The organism is Candidatus Palauibacter polyketidifaciens (assembly GCF_947581785.1).
In the GTDB taxonomy this organism is placed as follows: Bacteria; Gemmatimonadota; Gemmatimonadetes; order Palauibacterales; family Palauibacteraceae; genus Palauibacter; species Palauibacter polyketidifaciens.
On record NZ_CANPVO010000018.1, the window covers coordinates 75,751 to 93,923 of the forward strand.

General features: G+C 70.1%; 13 protein-coding genes. 4 read left to right on the forward strand and 9 right to left on the reverse strand.

Going from position 1 to position 18,173, the window contains the following annotated elements; genetic code table 11:
- Window positions 1-122: 122 nt before the first annotated feature.
- The 3 genes from RN729_RS05800 to RN729_RS05810 all read left to right on the forward strand — a co-directional run bounded on the left by RN729_RS05800 (window position 123) and on the right by RN729_RS05810 (window position 5,031).
- Window positions 123-332 (forward strand): hypothetical protein, encoded by a 210-nt coding sequence (locus tag RN729_RS05800; protein ID WP_310782732.1) that lies wholly within the window; start codon window positions 123-125, stop codon window positions 330-332.
- 108 nt (window positions 333-440) lie between these two features.
- Window positions 441-2,912: a glutamine--tRNA ligase/YqeY domain fusion protein gene (locus RN729_RS05805; protein ID WP_310782733.1), complete on the forward strand. Its 2,472-nt coding sequence runs from the start codon at window positions 441-443 to the stop codon at window positions 2,910-2,912.
- Window positions 2,899-5,031, forward strand: coding sequence for a TonB-dependent receptor (locus RN729_RS05810; RefSeq protein ID WP_310782734.1), 2,133 nt, complete (start codon window positions 2,899-2,901; stop codon window positions 5,029-5,031). Before RN729_RS05805 ends, RN729_RS05810 begins: the two co-directional genes overlap by 14 nt.
- Before the next feature lie 66 nt (window positions 5,032-5,097).
- Here the strand turns inward: RN729_RS05810 and RN729_RS05815 are convergent, their stop codons facing one another.
- Window positions 5,098-6,876 carry a proline--tRNA ligase gene (locus RN729_RS05815; protein WP_310782735.1) on the reverse strand — a complete coding sequence of 593 codons (1,779 nt, stop codon included), beginning with the start codon at window positions 6,874-6,876 and terminating at the stop codon, window positions 5,098-5,100.
- A 144-nt stretch (window positions 6,877-7,020) separates the two neighbouring features.
- Between RN729_RS05815 and RN729_RS05820 the strand changes: the two genes are divergently transcribed.
- Window positions 7,021-8,490, forward strand: a complete 1,470-nt coding sequence (locus RN729_RS05820) for a M28 family metallopeptidase (RefSeq protein ID WP_310782736.1) — start codon at window positions 7,021-7,023, stop codon at window positions 8,488-8,490.
- A gap of 30 nt (window positions 8,491-8,520) precedes the next feature.
- Here the strand turns inward: RN729_RS05820 and RN729_RS05825 are convergent, their stop codons facing one another.
- The 8 genes from RN729_RS05825 to RN729_RS05860 form a co-directional block, all read right to left on the reverse strand.
- On the reverse strand, window positions 8,521-9,192 hold the full coding sequence (locus tag RN729_RS05825; protein WP_310782737.1) for a M50 family metallopeptidase: 672 nt from the start codon (window positions 9,190-9,192) through the stop codon (window positions 8,521-8,523).
- 52 nt (window positions 9,193-9,244) lie between these two features.
- Window positions 9,245-10,312: a DUF402 domain-containing protein gene (locus RN729_RS05830; protein WP_310782738.1), complete on the reverse strand. Its 1,068-nt coding sequence runs from the start codon at window positions 10,310-10,312 to the stop codon at window positions 9,245-9,247.
- On the reverse strand, window positions 10,313-12,490 hold the full coding sequence (locus tag RN729_RS05835) for a 3-hydroxyacyl-CoA dehydrogenase NAD-binding domain-containing protein (protein WP_310782739.1): 2,178 nt from the start codon (window positions 12,488-12,490) through the stop codon (window positions 10,313-10,315).
- A gap of 80 nt (window positions 12,491-12,570) precedes the next feature.
- The gene (locus RN729_RS05840) at window positions 12,571-13,332 is read right to left on the reverse strand and encodes a hypothetical protein (RefSeq protein WP_310782740.1); all 762 of its coding nucleotides are present in this window, start codon (window positions 13,330-13,332) and stop codon (window positions 12,571-12,573) included.
- A 56-nt stretch (window positions 13,333-13,388) separates the two neighbouring features.
- Complete coding sequence (locus RN729_RS05845; protein WP_310782741.1) at window positions 13,389-14,330, reverse strand: M23 family metallopeptidase; 942 nt, start codon at window positions 14,328-14,330, stop codon at window positions 13,389-13,391.
- A 194-nt stretch (window positions 14,331-14,524) separates the two neighbouring features.
- A complete protein-coding gene (gene metG / locus RN729_RS05850) occupies window positions 14,525-16,048 on the reverse strand; it encodes a methionine--tRNA ligase (RefSeq protein ID WP_310782742.1) in 1,524 nt (507 codons plus the stop codon).
- 34 nt (window positions 16,049-16,082) lie between these two features.
- Window positions 16,083-17,147 carry a regulatory iron-sulfur-containing complex subunit RicT gene (gene ricT / locus RN729_RS05855; protein WP_310782743.1) on the reverse strand — a complete coding sequence of 355 codons (1,065 nt, stop codon included), beginning with the start codon at window positions 17,145-17,147 and terminating at the stop codon, window positions 16,083-16,085.
- Entirely contained in the window at window positions 17,144-18,091 is a 948-nt protein-coding gene (locus tag RN729_RS05860; RefSeq protein WP_310782744.1) for an acetyl-CoA carboxylase carboxyltransferase subunit alpha, read from the reverse strand. The genes ricT and RN729_RS05860 overlap by 4 nt, the downstream gene beginning before the upstream one ends.
- Between the last annotated feature and the right edge of the window lie 82 nt (window positions 18,092-18,173).

Consider the following 18,173-nt stretch of genomic DNA (forward strand, 5'->3'; position numbering starts at 1 on the left):
CCATTCCACCGGCATGGGGGTCTTATAGGTCACAGAGACGCGGACCGGGAAACTTCCGCTCCGGTTTCCCGTACCAGAAGGGTACAGATCGCAGCCGCCGACATGGAGAAGGGATGGGACACATGGACAGACTGTCGAAGTGGGCGACGACGGGCTCTCTGGCCTGGCTGTTGATGGCGGTGGGGCTGATCCTGGGCACGCACAGCGGAGCCGTGCAGGGCACGCAGGCGACCGGGACGGTTGACGCGCCGGCGACGACGGGCGCATGTCCCGAGCTTCCCGACGCACCGACCGCCGCGACCGCCGCCCCCGATTTCGACGTGATTTCCTGACGAGACCCCGTCAGGCCACGCACGACGCCCGTCGGGCCGGGTCCCCCGCGGATCCGGCCCCTTTTTTTTCGCCCGTTCCGGTTCGCCGTCAATCTCGTAGTTTCCCCCATGCCGCAACGAGAGCGTCTCGATTTCATCCGTCAGATCGTCGCCGAGGATGTCCTGAGCGGGCGTCATGGGGGGCGCGTGCTCACGCGCTTTCCGCCCGAGCCCAACGGCTTCCTTCACGTGGGGCACGCCTCCGCCATCTGCCTCGACTTCGAGGTGGCGCGGGAGTACGGGGGCCGCACGACGCTGCGCATGGACGACACGAATCCGACGACGGAGGATCCGTCTTACGTGGAGGCGATCGCGCGGGACATCCGCTGGCTCGGGTTCGAGTGGGACGGCGAGATCCGCTACGCGTCGGACTACTTCGGGGCGCTCTACCGGATGGCGCTGCGGATGATCGAGGATGGCTTCGCCTACGTCGACAGCCTGTCCGAGGAGGAGATCCGCGCGCACCGCGGGTCCGTGCGCGAACCCAGCCGGCCCAGCCCGTTCCGGGATCGCTCGGCCGAGGAGAACCTGGACCTCTTCCGGCGCATGCGCGCGGGGGAGTTCGAGGATGGTGAACACGTGCTCCGCGCGCGGATCGACCTCGCCTCGTCGAACATGAAGCTGCGCGACCCCCTGATGTACCGCATCCGGCACGCGCACCACTACCGGACGGGCGACGAATGGCCGATATACCCCTTCTACGACTGGGCGCACGGCCAGTCCGACGCCATCGAGGGGATCACGCACTCCTTCTGCACGCTCGAGTTCCAGGACAATCGAGCGCTCTATGACTGGTTCATCGAGCATACGCGTCCCGCTTCCGCCCGCATCGACCGCGTGCCGGGAGCGGAGGGCGGCGGCGGAGAGGCGCTCGGCTCGTGGGATCCGCGGCCCCGCCAGTACGAGTTCGCGCGCCGCAATCTCGACTACACGATCGTGAGCAAGCGGAAACTCCTCCTCCTCGTGGAGGACGGACACGTCTCGGGCTGGGACGACCCGCGCATGCCCACGCTGGCCGGCTTCCGGCGCCGCGGGATCCCTCCCGATGCGATTCGGACCTTCTGCCGGCAGGTCGGGATCGGAAAAGCCGACAACCGGGTGGAGATCGCCACCCTTGAATGGGCGGTGCGCGAGGCGCTGAACCGGCGTGCGCCGCGCGTGCTCGCGGTGCTGCGCCCCCTCGAGGTCATGATCGACAACTACCCGGAAGGCGAGGTTGACTGGATCGAAGCCCCGTACTTTCCGCGCGGCGCCGCTGCCCCGCCGGAGGGGTGGCCGGAAGCGCGGAAGGTCCCGTTCACCCGCGTCCTCTACATCGAGCGGGACGACTTCGCCGAGGAGCCGACCCCTGGCTTTCGCCGGCTCGCCCCCGGACGCGAGGTGCGCCTGCGGCACGGCTATTTCATCACCTGCCGCCGCGTGGAGAAGGACGACGCCGGCCGGATCGTGCGCCTGCACTGCACGTACGACCCGGAGACGCGAAGCGGATCGGCGCCGGACGGGCGTCGGCCGGCGGGTACGATCCACTGGGTGTCCGCCACGGAGTCCGTGCCGATGGAGGTCCGCCTCTACGACCGCCTGTTCCGCGTCTCGAACCCGGCCGGAGACGCCGAAGGCCTGCGGGAGAGCCTGAACCCGGACTCGCTGCAGATCCTGACGGACGCGCGCGGCGAGCCGAGCCTGGCCGACGGTCCGCCCGAGACGGCCTGGCAGTTCGAGCGGCTGGGCTACTTCGTCCCGGACCGGGCCACGAGAGCCGCGGCCGCGGACGCAGACGGCGCGGATGGCGCGGGCGGCGACGCCCCGGCCGGCGGCCCGCTCGTCTTCAACCGGACGGTGACGCTCCGCGACGCCTGGAGCCGGCGCGCGAAGTCGGACGGAACCCGCGACGCCGACGCCACGGAGGCGCGGACCCCGGCGGAAGACGGGGCGACCGAGTCGGCGGTCCCCGGCATCGACTCGGCGCGGGAGGCCCGCGATGCGGCGAGGCGCGCCGACCCCGCGCTCCAGGCGGCCTTCGACCGCTTTCGGGATCCGCTGGGGCTGCCGGACGAACTTGCCGACCTGCTCAGTGGTTCCGCCGAATCGGTGCAGTATTATGAGCGGGCGATCCGCGGCGGCGCAGATCCGGCCGCCGTCGCGACCTGGCTCGTGCACGAGGTCCGCGGCGCCGGCGGCAGCGAAGGTGACGCGGGCGCACTCGATCCGGAGGCGCTGGCCGAGCTGGTGGAACTCGTCCTCGAACGCTCGATCTCGCGGGCGGTGGCGAAGTCGCTCCTGGCGCGACTCGTGGCGGAGGGCGGCAGCCCCCGGGAGATCGTCGGGCGCGAGGGGCTGGGCCGGATCGGCGATGCGGAGCAGATTCGCGAGGTCGTCGACGGTGTCGTGGCCGCTCATCCGGCCGAGGTGGCGCGCTATGCCGCCGGGCACACCGGCCTCGCCGGTTTTTTCGTGGGCCAGGTCATGCGCGCGACGCACGGGCGCGCGGACCCGGCCATCGTGAGGGAACTCCTCGAGGAGAGTCTCAATGACGCTACGTGAAGCGGTGCTTCGATCGCGCCGGTATGCCCGCGGCGGGTTTCTCGTACTCGCGCTTGGCGGGCTGACGCCGGCCACGGCGCTCGAAGCGCAGGACCCGGTGCCCGCGGACAGCGTGATCTCGCTCGGGGAGTTGATCGTCTCGGCGCTCCGCGCCCCGACGTCCGTGGGAGAGGTCCCCGTCAACGTGACGACCGTGACGCGCGAGGAGCTGCGTCTCTCCGCCGCGCAGACGCTCCAGGATGTCCTTCAGGAGGTGCCCGGACTCAACTTCCGCTTCCCCTTCCAGGCGGGCGTCGCGCACCCCTCATGGCAGGCCGTGACCCTGCGCGGGCTGGGGGGCACCGCGGCCAGCCGGACGCTCGTCCTGGTCGACGGCGTCCCGCTGAACGACCCGTACTTCGGCTGGGTGCGCTGGAGCCAGGTGCCGGTCGAAGTCATCGAGCGCATCGAGATCGTGCGCGGCGGGGCCACGGTCAGCTGGGGGAGTCAGAGCCTCGCGGGCGTCGTCCACGTGATCACCCGCTCGGGTGGCGGCGGCGGATTCTCCGCGAGCGCGCAGGGAGGGAGCCAGTCCACCTTCCGCGGCGACGCGATGGCGTCCTTCGGCGACGACCGCGCCGGCGGCTACGTGGCCGGCGAGCTCTTCAACAGCGACGGCTACATCCTGACCGAGCCCAGCCTGCGTGGCGCCGTGGACATCCCCTCCGCGTCGAGCCACGGGGCCCTCCGCGCGAAGGTCGAGTTCCAGGCCGGGGACCGCCTGCGCATCCACGCCCAGGGGAACTACTTCGACCAGGACAAGGACAACGCGACGCCCCTCCGGAACAACACGACGGAAGCGGGATTCGGGCAGGTCGGGGCCACGCTGACGACCGGCGAGACGTCTTCGCTCGCGTTCAACGCCTACATGCAGTCGCAGTCCTACGTGAACTCGTTCTCGGGGGTCGAGGCGGGCCGAAACAGCGAGGAGCCGTCCATCAGCCAGGACGTTCCCTCATCGGGCGTGGGCGCCAACCTGGTGTGGAGCGGGGAAGCCGGCACCATAGGCGTCGATTTCCTGCGCGCGACGGGGTCCGCGACGGAGCGGTACCTGTACCGGGACGGCGCCTTCGCGAGGCAGCGTGAGACCGGAGGCGATCAGACCCTGTTCGGCCTCTTCAGCCAGCTTCAGACTGATCTCGGCGACCGGTGGCGGTTATGGTCCGGTGGTCGGCTCGACGTGTGGCGCAACTCGTCCGGATCGCGGCACATCCTCAATACGGCGGACCGCAGCGTGCTCACGGATGATGCGTTCGAAGACCGCAGCGGGACGCAGTTCAGCCTGAATACCGGCATCCTGTACGATGCTTCCGAACAGGTCGCGCTGCGGGCGAGCGTCTACACCGGCCTGCGCGTCCCGACGCTGAACGAACTTTACAAGCCGTTCCGCGCAGCCGGGAACGTCGTCAACGAGTCGAACGAGGCGCTGAATCCGGAAAAGGTCACGGGCCTCGAGATCGGCGTGGACTTTCAGCCCGATCCCGCCGTGCTGGTCCGGCTGACCGGTTTCCACTCGTCCGTGCGCAACGCGATCACCGACGTGACGATCCAGGAAGCCGAGACGTCCGGCGTCATCCAGCCGTGCGGCTTCGTGGCGGCCGGTGGCGTGTGCCGGCGACGCGACAATGTGGGAACGCTGCGCAGCGTCGGCCTCGAGACGGAGATCGAACTGCGGCCATCCGCTGTCTGGCTGCTGGCGGTGAACCACCAGTACAACCCGACCGAGGTCACCGACGCGCCGGGCCGCCCGGACCTGATCGGCAACGAGGTGCAGGGGAGCCCGACCCACCGCGCCATGCTGCGCGTCGGGCATATCGACCCGTCGACGCTGGAGGTGGTCGCGACGGCCCGGTACCTGGGCGCCCGGTTCGACAACGACCTCAACACGGGGGAGATCGCGGGCTCATTCCTCCTGGATGTCCGGTTTCGCCGTCAGCTGACGAGCCGGCTGAGCGCGTTCGCGAGCGTGCAGAACCTCTTCGACGCGATCGCGGAGATGTCCCACGACGCGAACGGGTTCATTCGCGTGGGCGCGCCGCGCACGCTGATCGGCGGTCTGCGGGTGCGGTTCGGCGGCTGAACGAGGCGCGACAGCCGGCTACGGCCCGGGCCGGCCGCGTGCGCCGCTTCGGGTACGGCCGGCGGCTCAGTCGTCGAGCGTGAGCTGCGCCGTGAGCGCGTCGATCTCCCGGCGGAGTTCGGCCACGAGGTCGTCCAGCGGGACGATCCGGCTCTCGCGGACGCCGCGGTGGCTGAGTTCCGCGCCCCCCGCCTCCAGCGAGCGTTCGCCGATGACGAGGCGCAGCGGGAGGCCGCGCAGGTCGGCGTCGTTGAACTTCACGCCGGCGCGGAGTTCCCGCCGGTCGTCGTAGATCACCTCGATCCCGGCGGCGCACAGCTCCTCGAACACCCGGTCCGCCGTCTCCCACGTCGCCTCCTCCCGCGCGAGCACGACGAGCGAGACGTGATACGGAGCGACGGAGATCGGCAGCTTGAGGCCGTAGTCGTCCCGGTGTTCCTCGGCCACGCAGGCCAGGAGGCGCCCGGTCCCGATCCCGTACGAGCCCATCCAGATCGGGCGCTCGACCCCCTCCTCATCCGCGTACATCGCCCCCAGCCCCTCGGAGTAGCGGGTGCCGAGCTGGAAGATGTTCCCCACCTCCACGCCGCGCGCCATGCGCAGCCCTTCGCCACAGCGCCCGCACGGCGCGCCCTCGAAGGCGAGCGCGACGGGGCCGACGACCGTGGGCTCGTAGTCCCGGCCGCAGCAGACGTTGCGGAGGTGATAGTCCGTCTCGTTCGCTCCGAGCACCAGGTTCGGGGATTCCGTCACCCAGCGGTCGACGACGAAGATCGCGGCCCCTGGCTCCACCCCCACCGGCGAGGCGAATCCGGGCACCATCCCGGCCGCGGCGATCTCCTCCTCGTGCGCCGGGCGAAGCTCGAGCGCGCCCGTGAGATTCTGGACCTGGATCGGGTTCGCCTCGAGGTCGCCGCGCACGATCGCCGCGATCAGCTTCTCTTCGCGCGCCCCCTCCTCCCCGGCGAAGCTGCCCATGTAGAAGACCATCTTCCCGGTCTCCGGGGCAGAGACCCCGAGCAGTCCCGTGACCTCCTCGATCGTGGACGTGCCGGGCGTGTGGACGCGCTCGACCGGCGACATCCCGCCCTCCCGGGGCTCGAGCGCGAACTCGGCGACCTCGCGGTTCGCCGCGTAGCCGCAGGCGTCGCAGAGCGCGAGGCTGTCTTCGCCGATCGGCGTCACGTACATGAACTCGTGCGCGATCTTGCCGCCCATCATGCCCGTGTCGCTCCGCACGGCCGTGAGCGGCAGCGCGCAGCGGCGTCCGATGCGCTCGTACGCCTCGTAGTGCCGGTCGTACTGCTCCGCGAGCCCCTCCGGATCCCGGTCGAGCGAATAGGAGTCCTTCATGATGAACTCGCGCACGCGAATCAGCCCGCCGCGGGAACGGAGTTCGTCCCGGAACTTGGTCTGCATGTGATAGACCATGGCCGGGAGCTGCCGGTAGGACTGGATCTCCGACGCCGCGTGGAAGGCCACGACTTCCTCGTGCGTCATCGCCAGCAGCAGGTCCCGCTCGCGGCGGTCGACGAACCGGGCCATCGTCGCATCGATGTCGTACCAGCGGCCCGTCGCCTGCCACAGCTCCGCCGGATGCACGACGGGCATCGACAGCTCCTGTCCGTCGATCCGGTCCATCTCCTCGCGCAGGATCTGCTCGATCTTCCGCAGCGACCGCCACGCGAGAGGCAGGTAGGAGAAGATGCCCGCCGCGAGCTGGCGGACGTAGCCGGCCCTCAGGAGGAGGCTGTGGGACTCGATCTCCGTTTCCCCCGGCGCCTGGCGCAGGGTCATGCCGAAGAGGTTCGAGACTCGCTGTCCTGTACGTTCGGTTCGATTCACGGGTCGACCGCTTAAGGGGGGTGACGAATGGCCGTCGGACGGCGCGGCGAGAGACACGCGACGCTAACCGGCCCGCTGTCCGCAGGCCAGCATCGCGATAAGATACCGGCCCGGCAGCGATGCGACTTCATCCCGGAGTAACCCGTGTTCCGAAGGTTCCGAAGGCCCGTACCCCATGTGATATCCCTCGCGACCGCCGTCCTCGCCTCGGCGTTGACGATTCCGGTCGCCGCCCGTCCGCTTCACGGCCAGGAGCCGCCGGAGACGGGCGAGTCGAGGGAGCCGAAGGCGGAACTCTCGGCGCTGCACGACATCGTGGCGGCGGTTTCGGTCTCGCGGGTGGAGGCGGACATCCGGCGGCTCGCGGGCTTCGGCACCCGTCACACGCTGTCGGACACGCTGTCCGACACCCGCGGGATCGGAGCCGCCCGGCGCTGGATCAAGGCCGAGTTCGACGCGATTTCCGCGACGTGCGGCGGGTGCCTGGAGGTCTCGTACCAGACGTCCCTCGTCATGGGCGCGGCGCGCATCCCCGACACGACGGCCGTCGTCAACGTGCTCGCGATCCAGCGCGGGACGACGGACCCGGGCCGCTACGTCGTGATGTCGGGGGATATCGACTCGCGCGCCACGGGCGCGCTGGATGGCGTCACCGACGCGCCCGGCGCGAACGACAACGCGTCCGGGATGGCCGGCGTCCTGGAGGCCGCCCGCGTCCTCACGCAGTACGAGTTCAACGGGTCCATCATCTACGCGGGGCTCTCCGGCGAGGAGCAGGGGCTGTTCGGCGGGCGGCACATGGCCCGGGTCGCGCTCGACGAGGGCTGGCGCCTCGAGGCGGTGCTGAACAACGACATGATCGGCAACATCCAGGGCCAGAACGGCGTCTCGGATAACACGATCGCGCGCATCTTCGCCGAGGGCACGCGCGCGGACGAAACCGAGCAGGTCGCCGCGCGGCGGCGCGTCACCGGGGGCGAGGTGGACTCGCCGTCGCGGAATCTCGCCCGTTTCGTCGACCGCCTCGTGGACGGCTACGTCCCGAATCTGGACATGATGATGGTGTACCGGCTGGACCGGTTCGGACGCGGCGGGCACCACCGGCCGTTCAACGACGTCGGCTTCCCCGCCGTGCGGATCATGGAGGCGAACGAGGACTACCGGCGCCAGCACCAGGACATCCGCGTGGAGGATGGCGTCGAATACGGCGACGTCATCGATGAGGTCGAGTTCGATTTCGCCGCGAAGCTGACGGCGGTGAACGCGATCTCGCTCGCCGCCATGGCCTGGGCTCCCGCGCCGCCGCGGAACGTGGCGATCCAGGGCGCCGTCCGGCCGTCCACGACGCTGCGGTGGGATCCCGTCCCCTCCGACCACGCCCCGAACCTCGCGGGCTACCGCATCTACTGGCGGCTCACCGATGCGCCGCAGTGGCAGTGGAGCGTCTTCGCGGGCGACGTGACCGAGCACACGCTCGAGAACATCGTCATCGACAACTACCTCTTCGGCGTGGCCAGCGTGTCCGAGGACGGCTACGAGAGTCCCGTCGTCTTCCCGTGGCCCATCGGCGCCTACGAGCCGCTGGAGTGGATCGCGCGCGACCGCGGCAACTAGCCACGGGCCGCACGGCCGGGGCTCGGACTGCTAGGCGCGGCGCCAGGCCCAGCGGAAGAGGACGAAGCAGAACAGCAGCGCGACGGCGATCCACAGCCCGCCCCACACGAGCGTGGGGATGCCGGTGAGTTCGGCCAGCATCCGGGCGTCAGACCGCAGCTCCGGACGGTCGAGGATGTCGCTCTTGATGTCCAACACCGCGTAGAGGCAACTCGTGAGGCCGAGCGCGGTGAGGAGGACGCGGTTCACGCCGGCGCCCGCCCGCCACGCCACCGCGAGGAGCGCCGCGGAGAAGGCGACCCCGAACGCGAAGGCGAAGGACTCCTGCGTGTAGAGCAGCGTCGCGCCTCCCACGACCAGGGCGAGGGCCGCTGAAAACCACGAACTGAGCGCCGGGAAGCGTTCCGCGCCCCAGATCATCAGCCCGCCCCACAGCAGACTTCCGAGATACCCCGCGGACAGGCTGAGGAACGGATTCCCGCCGGGGCACCGGCACAGTCCCCCCTCGAGCGGCGTCACCTCGATGGCGAGGATCCGCCCCCCCGTCGCCAGCGTCGCGAGCCCGTGGCTGATCTCGTGCAGCAGGACCACGAAGAGTTTCACGGGATACACGAAGGGCGTGTCCCAGAGGAGCCACACGGCCGCAAAGAGGCCGACGAACGCGGCCAGGAAACGAACCCGTCGCTTCGATTGATCGTTCATGCGTTCCTCATACGGGATGCACCCGGCGCCTGTGTCGGTCGGCCGCGGGTCGTCACGTTACGATCAGGAGGACGAGCGCGACGAGCGTCATGGCGACGCCCGCGAGCGCGAATACCGGCACTTCCCGGTCGAACCGCCACCGGCAGACGGCGAAGACCAGCGAAAAGAGACCCAGCGTCGCGTACACCGGGAGAAGGGCTCCCGCCCACTCCGCGCGATCGCTGAGCGCGAGCACGGCGAGCCCCGCGGCGAGCGTCGCGATGAAGAGGGAGCGCTCGTCGGTCAGGGGCGGCTGCGGCCAGCGGGTCGCGGGCAGCCAGCCCCCGAGGGCGAGCGGCGCCAGGATGAGCGCCTCGCCCAGCATGGTCAGCCGCCAGGCGTCCTGCGCCGGACCCGCGGTCAGGAACGCGTCGGTGAAGGCGGCGAAGCCGGCGGAGGTCGCGGAAACCGCCGCCATCAGGTAGAGGCCGTACGCGATGATGCGGCCCGAGATCCGCGCGGCGTGGAAGGTTCCAGGCGCGTCGCGCCGCAGACGGAGCGCCGGGACGGACTCCGCGGGGCTTCTTCCGACGCCTCCGGGCAGCCAGCGGGGGCGTCCGCGGCGCCTCGACCGGGCGAGCAGCCTCGCGCCGACCGCGCGCACCTCGCCGGCCTCCTCGGCCGACAGCTCGCCGCGGGCGACGGCGGCGTCCAGTTCATCCTCGTCCAGCAACACGCCGTCTCCTCCCTCGGGCAGCCACACGTCGAGGTAGAGGTCCTCGATGATCCAGGGCGGGGACTCCAGGCGCGGAGGCCGGATCAGGTTGATGTAGTAACCCTGGAAGGTGCCGCGGCCGTGGTAGAAGGCGCCGATCTCGAAGGGCTGCCCCGGTCGAAGGAACCAGATGAGGAGGGAGCCCGGCCGCAGGGTCGTGGCCTCGTCGACCCTCACCGGCGTGAAGCGCGCATCGAGAATCTGAAGCGTGATCTTCCACCTCGGGCCGTCCGAGAGCAGTTCCTGGCGAAAGCGCTGCACATCGCCGCCGCGGCGAATCTCCACGTCGACGCGGGGCGCCTCTTCCGGGATCCGGCGCGCGGCCCGCAGCGCGCGGCGCCGTGCCCCCAGGAGGTCGAAGCCCACCTACATGTCCGGCCGAGACCCCGGGTCACGCCACAAGGCGTCGGACGTGAACGATCCATCCGTGTCGGCGAGCCTTTCGAGTCCGGGCGCCGGAGCGAAGCGGTCCCCGTGCCGCTCCCGCAGTTCGAGAAGACGGTCGCGCACCATGTGCACGCCGCGGGACTCCGCCCACGCGAGCGGTCCGCCGCGGAACGGCGGGAATCCGGTGCCCATCACCATCGCGAGGTCGACGTCTCCCGGCCCCGCCACGACGCCTTCCTCCAGCGCGTACATGGCTTCGTTCACGGAAATCAGCAGGCAGCGATCGATGATCTCGTCGGGTTTCACGCCGCCGCCCCCGGAGCCGAAGGCGCGGCCCACCTCCCGGTCCACGCGCTCCTCTCGATCCGCATAGTTGTAGAAGCCGCGACCGTTCTTCTTCCCGAGCCGGCCGAGCCCCGCGAGCATGTCCAGCGCGGCGGAGGGGCGCATGCGGTCGCCGTACGCCCGGGTCATCTCCTTCGCGACGTGCGCCGCGACGTCGAAGCCGACTTCATCGAGCAGTCTGCACGGCCCCATCGGCAGCCCGAACTCCTTCAGCGTCCGGTCGATGCGGGCCACGTCCGCGCCATCGTCCAGCAGGAACCCGACTTCGTTCAGGTACGGCGCGAGGAGCCGGTTGACGAGGAACCCGGGCCGGTCCGCGACGAGCACGGGCGTCTTCCCGAGCCGCCGCGCGAGCTTGAACACCGTGGCGAGCGCCGCGTCCGAGGAAGACTCCCCGCGGATGATCTCCACGAGGGGCATGCGGTGCACCGGATTGAAGAAGTGCAGGCCGACGACCCGGTCCGGCCGGGCGGCGGCCTCGCTCAGCTTCGTCACCGACAGCGAGGACGTGTTCGTCGCGAAAACCGCGTGCGGGGGGAGCTCCGGCTCCACGTCCCGCAGCACCTGCTGCTTTACCGGAAGCCGTTCGACGACGGCTTCGATGACGACATCGACATCGCCGAACCGCCCGTAGTCGAGCGTGCCGTGGATGAGCGCGAACTTCAGCCCCACCTCCTCCGGCGCGATGATGCCGCGCTTGCCCGCCTTCCGGAGGAGTTCGCTCGCGTACCGCAGTCCGAGATCGAGCGCCTCCCGGTCGATGTCCTTGAGGATGACCGGGACGTCCCGCGCGGCGGCGAGTTCGGCGATCCCGCCGCCCATGACGCCGGCCCCCAGGACGGCGACCTTCTTGATCTCCCGCTGCTGTGCCGCGATCTCCGGGGCGAACGTCCGGTTCGCGGCGCGGCCTCCCCGGAACAGCCGGACGAGGTTCCGGCAGACATTCGTCGTCGCGACTTCCCCCAGACCCCTCGCCTCGACCGCGAGAGCCTCGTCGATCGGCAGGTCCAGCGTCTCCTCGATGACGTCGATCGCCTTCAGCGCCGCGGGGTACCGCGTCCCCGAGGCGGTGCGCACACGCTTGCGGGCGCCCCGAAACAGGAAGCGGCGACCCAGGCGCGTGTGCTCCAGGAATCGGTCCCGCGCCGTCTCGTGCGGGAGTTCGCGCTCCACCCGCCCGAGCACGGCGTCCATGGCCACCTGCCCGACGGAATGCTGGAAGCTCGCGTCGTCGAAGAGCTGGTCGACGAGACCGTATCGATACGCGTTCGAGGCCGAGAGGCTTCTCCCCGTGAGGATCATCGAGAGCGCCCGCTGGATCCCGATGAGGCGGGGCAGCCGCACCGAGCCGCCGAACCCGGGAATCAGCCCGAGCTTGATTTCGGGCAGGCCGATCGTCGTGGCGGGATTGTCCGAAGCGAGTCGCCAGTCGCACGCGAGCGCGAGTTCCGTACCGCCGCCCAGACAGGTGCCCCGGATCGCGGCGATCTTCGGGATCCCGAGCCGTCCCAGCCGGCTGAAGATCCGCTGTCCCATGGCGCTCTTCCGGCGACCGTCCTCCTCGTCCTCGATTTCGGCGATCTCGTTGACATCGGCGCCGGCGATGAACGTGTCGGGCTTTGCGCTCCAGATCACGAGCGCGATGGGGTGTCCGGTGGCGATCCGCGATTCGAGTTCGGTGAGATAGTGGTCCAGGCGCTGCATCACCTGGAGGTCGAGGAGGTTCACCTGGGAGTCGGGCGCGTCGAAGATCAGCCAGGCGACCTTGTCCGCGTCGATCTCGAGCCTGAGCGGCGTCGGCTTGTCGGCCATGCCTCCCCCAGCCTACCCGGCCGCCAGGGGCCCGCGGGGCTGCGCGCGGCGCGAAGGCCGCTCGTGTCTATTTCCGGGTGCTAGCAGCGCTGACGCACACCCTGTCGCAGTTCGGCGTTGCCCGGCTCCAGCCGCAGCGTGTCCGACGTGGCCTCGTCGATCATCACGTTCCAGTAGAGTTCGCCGGCCGCGGTGTTCACCCGCGCGTGGACCCACCAGGGCCCGCCGGACGCCGACGCCGCCGCGACGCCATCGGCGTCCGTGGTGTCCGCCATCACTTCTCTTCCAAGCGCCATGAGGAGGTCGTCCTCGATGTCGCCGTACCCGGCGAACGCCGCTTCCTCCCAGGAGTCGATGACGATGCAGATCGAGTCGACGCGCTGCTGGGTGGACTGCTGCATCTCGTTGAACTCGTCGAACGCCGCCTGTCGCTGGCGGTTCAGGGCCCCTTCGCGATCCTCGAGATCGCCGAACCGGTCGAACAGCTCCCGGTACTCCCGGCTGCGGTCGTCGAGGTTGTCGAGCCGCGTGGTGATCGACCGCATGGAATCACGGACGTTGTTCCAACTCGACTCCGCCGTGCTCCACCGGTCCCGCAGCTCCTGTTCCGTCAGGGACGCCTGCTCGAGGTCCGCCGGGATCTCCGGCTCCGGCGTCGCGGCCTGTGCGATGATGGTCGCGAACAGGGAGTCGCGGTCGAATGGAAGGAACTGAACTTCCAGGTCGTCCACCACTTCGGACGCGGCTTCGTCGGCCGTCACCTGCACGGTGATTCTGCTGCCGCAGGCGGCCAGCAACGGGAGGATCGCCAGAAGCGGGATAGCCACACGCAACTTCGACATCAATCGAACTCCAGTTGGGGTGTCCGGATAAGTGGGCGGAATCTACGAGGCTCCTGCTAGGGGCGGTAGCTGTCAAGGAAATAGCCGACCGGGTTCACCGGGCGGCCGTTGACCCAGACCTCGTAGTGGAGATTGGGACCCGTGGCCGTCCCGGAGACGCCGACCTCCCCGAGCATATCGCCACGCCGGACCTGTTCGCCGACGCGAACCGCGATGCGGCCGAGGTGGGCGTAGCGGCTCTCATAGCCATCGCCGTGATCGATTTCGACGATGCGGCCGTACCCGCTCTTCGAGCCGGCGAAAGTGACCCGCCCCGCCCCCGCCGCGACCACGGGACTTCCGAAATCGGCCGAAATGTCGACCGCGGTATGCGGACGCCGGAGCCCGAGCAGCGGATGCAGCCGGTTGTGGCTGAAGCCCGACGAGAGGAAGGAACCCTCCGCCATGACCGGCCAGATCGAGGGTATGCGCTGGTACCGCTCGCGCTGCGTTCCGAGGGAATCCGCCGCCTCGGTGAGACTGCTTCGAAGCAGGTCCGCGCGTCGCAGCAACTGATCGATGTCGACCGCGACATCGCCGGCTTCCCGCGCCAGGTCCGGGGCGATCTCGAAGAACTCGTCGTTCGTCGGATCGACGCCGCCGGGACCGCCGACGCCGACCGAGTAGACCTCGGGGTCGAGCAGCGGAAGGCCGGCGACGAGCCGGAATCTCTGTTCCCGCACGGAGAGGTCGTCGAGCGCCCGGCTGAGCTGTCCGCTGCGGCGCTCCATCGCCTGCAGGCTGCTGATCAGCTCCCGATTCTCGGCCCGATAGCGCGCAAGCTGCTCCGCCGCATCCTGCCGCCCCAGCACGCTGGCGACGAAGGCGGATGCCATCATCAGGAGCACGGCGGCCGCGATTCCGGCAGCTTTCGCGCGGCGTTTCTCCACGCGGTAGCTGCGTGCGCGCCCTCCACTCCCGGGCAGTATCTGTATCGTCCAGTACGAAGGCGTTTTCAAGTTTTTCAACCGTAAGGAGGAGCTTCCGGCGGGTCGCCGCGCCACGGCAACGACCCGTCTGCAGCCACAACATCGACCGCTAAAGTTAGCCGCGGACGGCAACCAGTGTCAACGTTTTACCCACCAGGGACGGGAGCGTTCCGGCGGAAGCGTTCGCGGCGGAAGCGGGCCTCGGGAGGCGGGCGGGCGGGCGATCAGGGGCGCGGGAAGAGCACGCCGCCCGGACGCACCGTCCGGAGCCCGGCCACGGACGGCTCGAGACGCGCGAAGGCCGGCGGCGATCCGTCGCCTCCCAGCGTCCCCCAGAGTTCGGCGGCCTTCCGCGGGGTGAAGGGGGCGAGCATCGCGGCGACCGCGCCGAGCGCCGCGATGAGCTGCGACAGCACCCCGTCGAGCGCGTCCGCGTCCGCGCCCTCCTCGCGCTCCGCCTTCGCGAGCGCCCACGGTTTCGTCTCGTCCACGAACCCGTTCGCAGCGCGCACGACGTCGAACGCCGCCGCCAGCCCCTTGTGCAGCAGGTAGCCCTCCATCGCCGCGCGGTACTCCGCGAGGGCGACCGCCGCCCTGTCCGCGAGTTCTCCGCCCCGCGCCGGGGGCACAGCCCCTCCGCGGTACCTGGAGACCATCGAGACCACGCGGTTCAGGAGGTTGCCGAGGTCGTTCGCGAGATCCGTCGTGTAGCGGCGGTCGAACTGCTCGATGAAGGCTTCCGTCGAGGGGTAGTCGCGGTCGCCGTCCCAGGGCACCTCCCGCAGCAGGAAGTACCGCAGCGCGTCCGGCCCGTGCCGTTCGATGAGTTCGACGAGGCCCAGTTCCGTTCCCGCCGACTTCGAGAGCTTGGCCCCGCCGATCTTGATGAAGCCGTGCCCCCACACGCTCTTCGCCGGCTCCACGCCCGCCGCGAGCAGCATCGCCGGCCAGTACACGCAGTGGAAGCGCGTGATGTCCTTGCCGATGATGTGGAGGTCCGCGGGCCAGAACTTCCCGAACGTCTCGCCGTCCGGATAGCCGATCGCCGTGATGTAGTTCGACAGCGCGTCGAACCACACGTAGACCGTATGCCCCTCATCCCCCGGAAAAGGGACGCCCCAGCGAATCCTGGAGCGGGAGGCGGAGATGTCGTCGAGTCCGGATTCCAGCAGCCGCGTGATCTCGTTGCGCCGCGTACGGGGCCGCACGGAGTCCGGATCGTTCCGCAGGCGTTCGAGGAGGGTGTCCCGGTAGTCGGAGAGCTTGAAGAACCAGTTCTCCTCCTCCGTCCACTCGATCTCGCGCCCGGGGTGGAGCGGGCAGCGCCCGTCCTCGAGTTCCTCGTCCTTCTTGAAGGCTTCGCACCCGGCGCAGTAGTGGCCCTCGTACTTCGCGCGGCGGAAGTCCCCGTTCTCGGCGATCCGCTCCATGAGCGCGGTCACGCCGCGGTGGTGGCGCGGTTCCGAGGTCCGGATGAAGTCGTCGTTCGACAGGCCCAGGCGGCGCCAGACGTCCAGGAACGCCTCGGCGATCCGGTCGACCCATTCCGCGGGGGCCGATCCCTGCTTCTCCGCCTCCTGCTGGACCTTCTGCCCGTGCTCGTCCATCCCGATGAGGAAATGGACGTCGTCCCCGCAGGCGCGCCGGTACCGGGCGACCACGTCGGCGCCGATCTTCTCGATCGCGTGTCCCAGGTGCGGGTCGCCGTTCGAGTAGTCGATCGCCGTCGTGAGATAGAATCGAGACACTGGCAGTCCGTGGCGGGGTTTCGTCGGGGGCTGCTTAGCGGCGGTCCAGCTCGGCGCGCCGCGCCTCGCGCCTCTCGTCCTTCAGCTGGGCGAGCGGAATCGTGCGGATCTCTCCATCCCCCGCCTGCAGCGACACCGTCTCCTCGAACAGATCCCACGACTTCACGTCCTCGCGGCCCTTCGCGGTCCGGATCGTCCGGCCCACGGGCGGGAAGCGCTTCTTCGCCTGCGCGTACACGGCGTGCTCGTAGCGGAGGCAGTTCATGAGACGGCCGCAGGCGCCCGAAATCTGGCTCGGGTTGAGGGAGAGGCCCTGGTCCTTCGCGAGCTGCAGCGTGACGGGTTCGATGGAAGTGAGCCACGAGCGGCAGCAGAGTTCGCGGCGGCAGCGGCCGAGCCCCCCGAGACGGCGTGCCTCGTCGCGGACGCCGATCTGCCGGAGGTCGATCCGGGTGCGGAAGGAGCGGGCCATGTCCCGCACGAGGGCGCGGAAGTCGACCCGCTTCTCCGCGGTGAAGTAGACCGTGAGCTTGTTGCGGTCCCACTGCCACTCCGCCTCGCTCACCTTCATCCGCAGCCGGTGCTTCATCGCGAGTTCGCGGGTGCGCCGGCGCACCTCGAGTTCCTGGTCGCGCAACTGCTGCAGCCGCAGGACGTCGGCCGGCGCGGCGCGGCGGATCACGCGGCGGGACGGCGGCGGGACGGCGCGTTCGCCCACGCTGTCGCAGCCCCCCTCACAGGCCAGGTCCCTGGCGGAGGCCGCGCGCTTCACCCACCCGATGTCCTGCCCGCGGTCGGCTTCCACGACGACGTACTCCCGCTCGGCCAGCGGGGGGACGCCGCTGAAGGCGAAGAAGTCGGAGCGAAGGCCCTTGAACTGGACCTCGAGGATCTGGCTCCGTCCGCCCGTCGCGGGACCCTGCGACGCGACGGGATCCGGCGTCGCCGCGGGGCTCGGGGGCGCGGCGGGACTCGGGGGCGCCACGGGGTCGGGCCCGGGCCGACGCCCGGGGGGGGCGCCGTTGCCGGGCTCGCCGCCGGGGCGCGCGGGACGGGGGGGGCGCGGCCGCACGGGGCGCGGCCGCCGGCCCTCGCTCACCTCTCCTCCCAGGCGCCGATGGCGTAGTACTTGTCCCGCCGTGCTTCGACGAGGTCGCCCGGCTCCAGCTTCGCGAGCTCCCGCAGGTGGCGCCGGATCGCGGCGCCCATCGCTTCGACCGCCGCCTCCCGATCCGTGTGCGCCCCTCCCCGGGGCTCCGGGATGACGTGATCCACGACGCCCAGATCCTGCAGGTCGCGGGCGGTAAGCTTGAGCGCCTCCGCCGCCTTGTCGGAGTGCTCGCGGCTCCGCCACAGGATCGCGGCGCACCCCTCGGGCGAGATCACGGAATAGATCGCGTTCTCCATCATCAGGACGCGGTCCGCCACGCCGATCCCAAGGGCGCCGCCCGAGCCTCCTTCGCCGATGACGCAGCTCACGATGGGGACGCGCAGGCCCGCCATCACGGCGAGGTTGCGGGCGATCGCCTCCGCCTGGCCCCGCTCCTCCGCGCCGATGCCGGGATACGCCCCCTGCGTGTCGATGAAGGTGATGACGGGGCGGCCGAACTTCTCGGCCAGCCGCAGCAGGCGCTTCGCCTTGCGGTATCCCTCCGGGTGGGGAGAACCGAAGTTGCGGCGCAGGTTCTCCTTCATCTCCCGGCCCTTCTGGTGCCCGATGACCATGATGGAGCGGCCGTCGAGCTTGAGCCAGCCGCCGACGATCGCCGGGTCGTCGCGGAAGACCCGGTCGCCTCTCAGTTCGAAGAAGTCCGTGCCGATGCCCTGGATGTAGTCGAGCGAGAAGGGGCGGTCCTGGTTGCGGGCGAGCTTTACGCGGTCGAAACGCGAGAGCCGGGCCATGGCCTCATCGTGCGCAGCGGCGAGCTGGGCTTCCAGCGGCCCCAGCTCGGCGCTCACGTCGATCCCGCTCTCCTTGGCCTTGTTCCGAAGCTCCTCCACATGGCTGCGGAGCTCGGCCAAGCCCTCGTGTTCTATCGACATACGCGATCATCTCTCGGTCCCGGAGCCGACATCCCCACATCGGCTGCCCGCACAAAATGGGCCCGCCGACGGTGATCCGGCC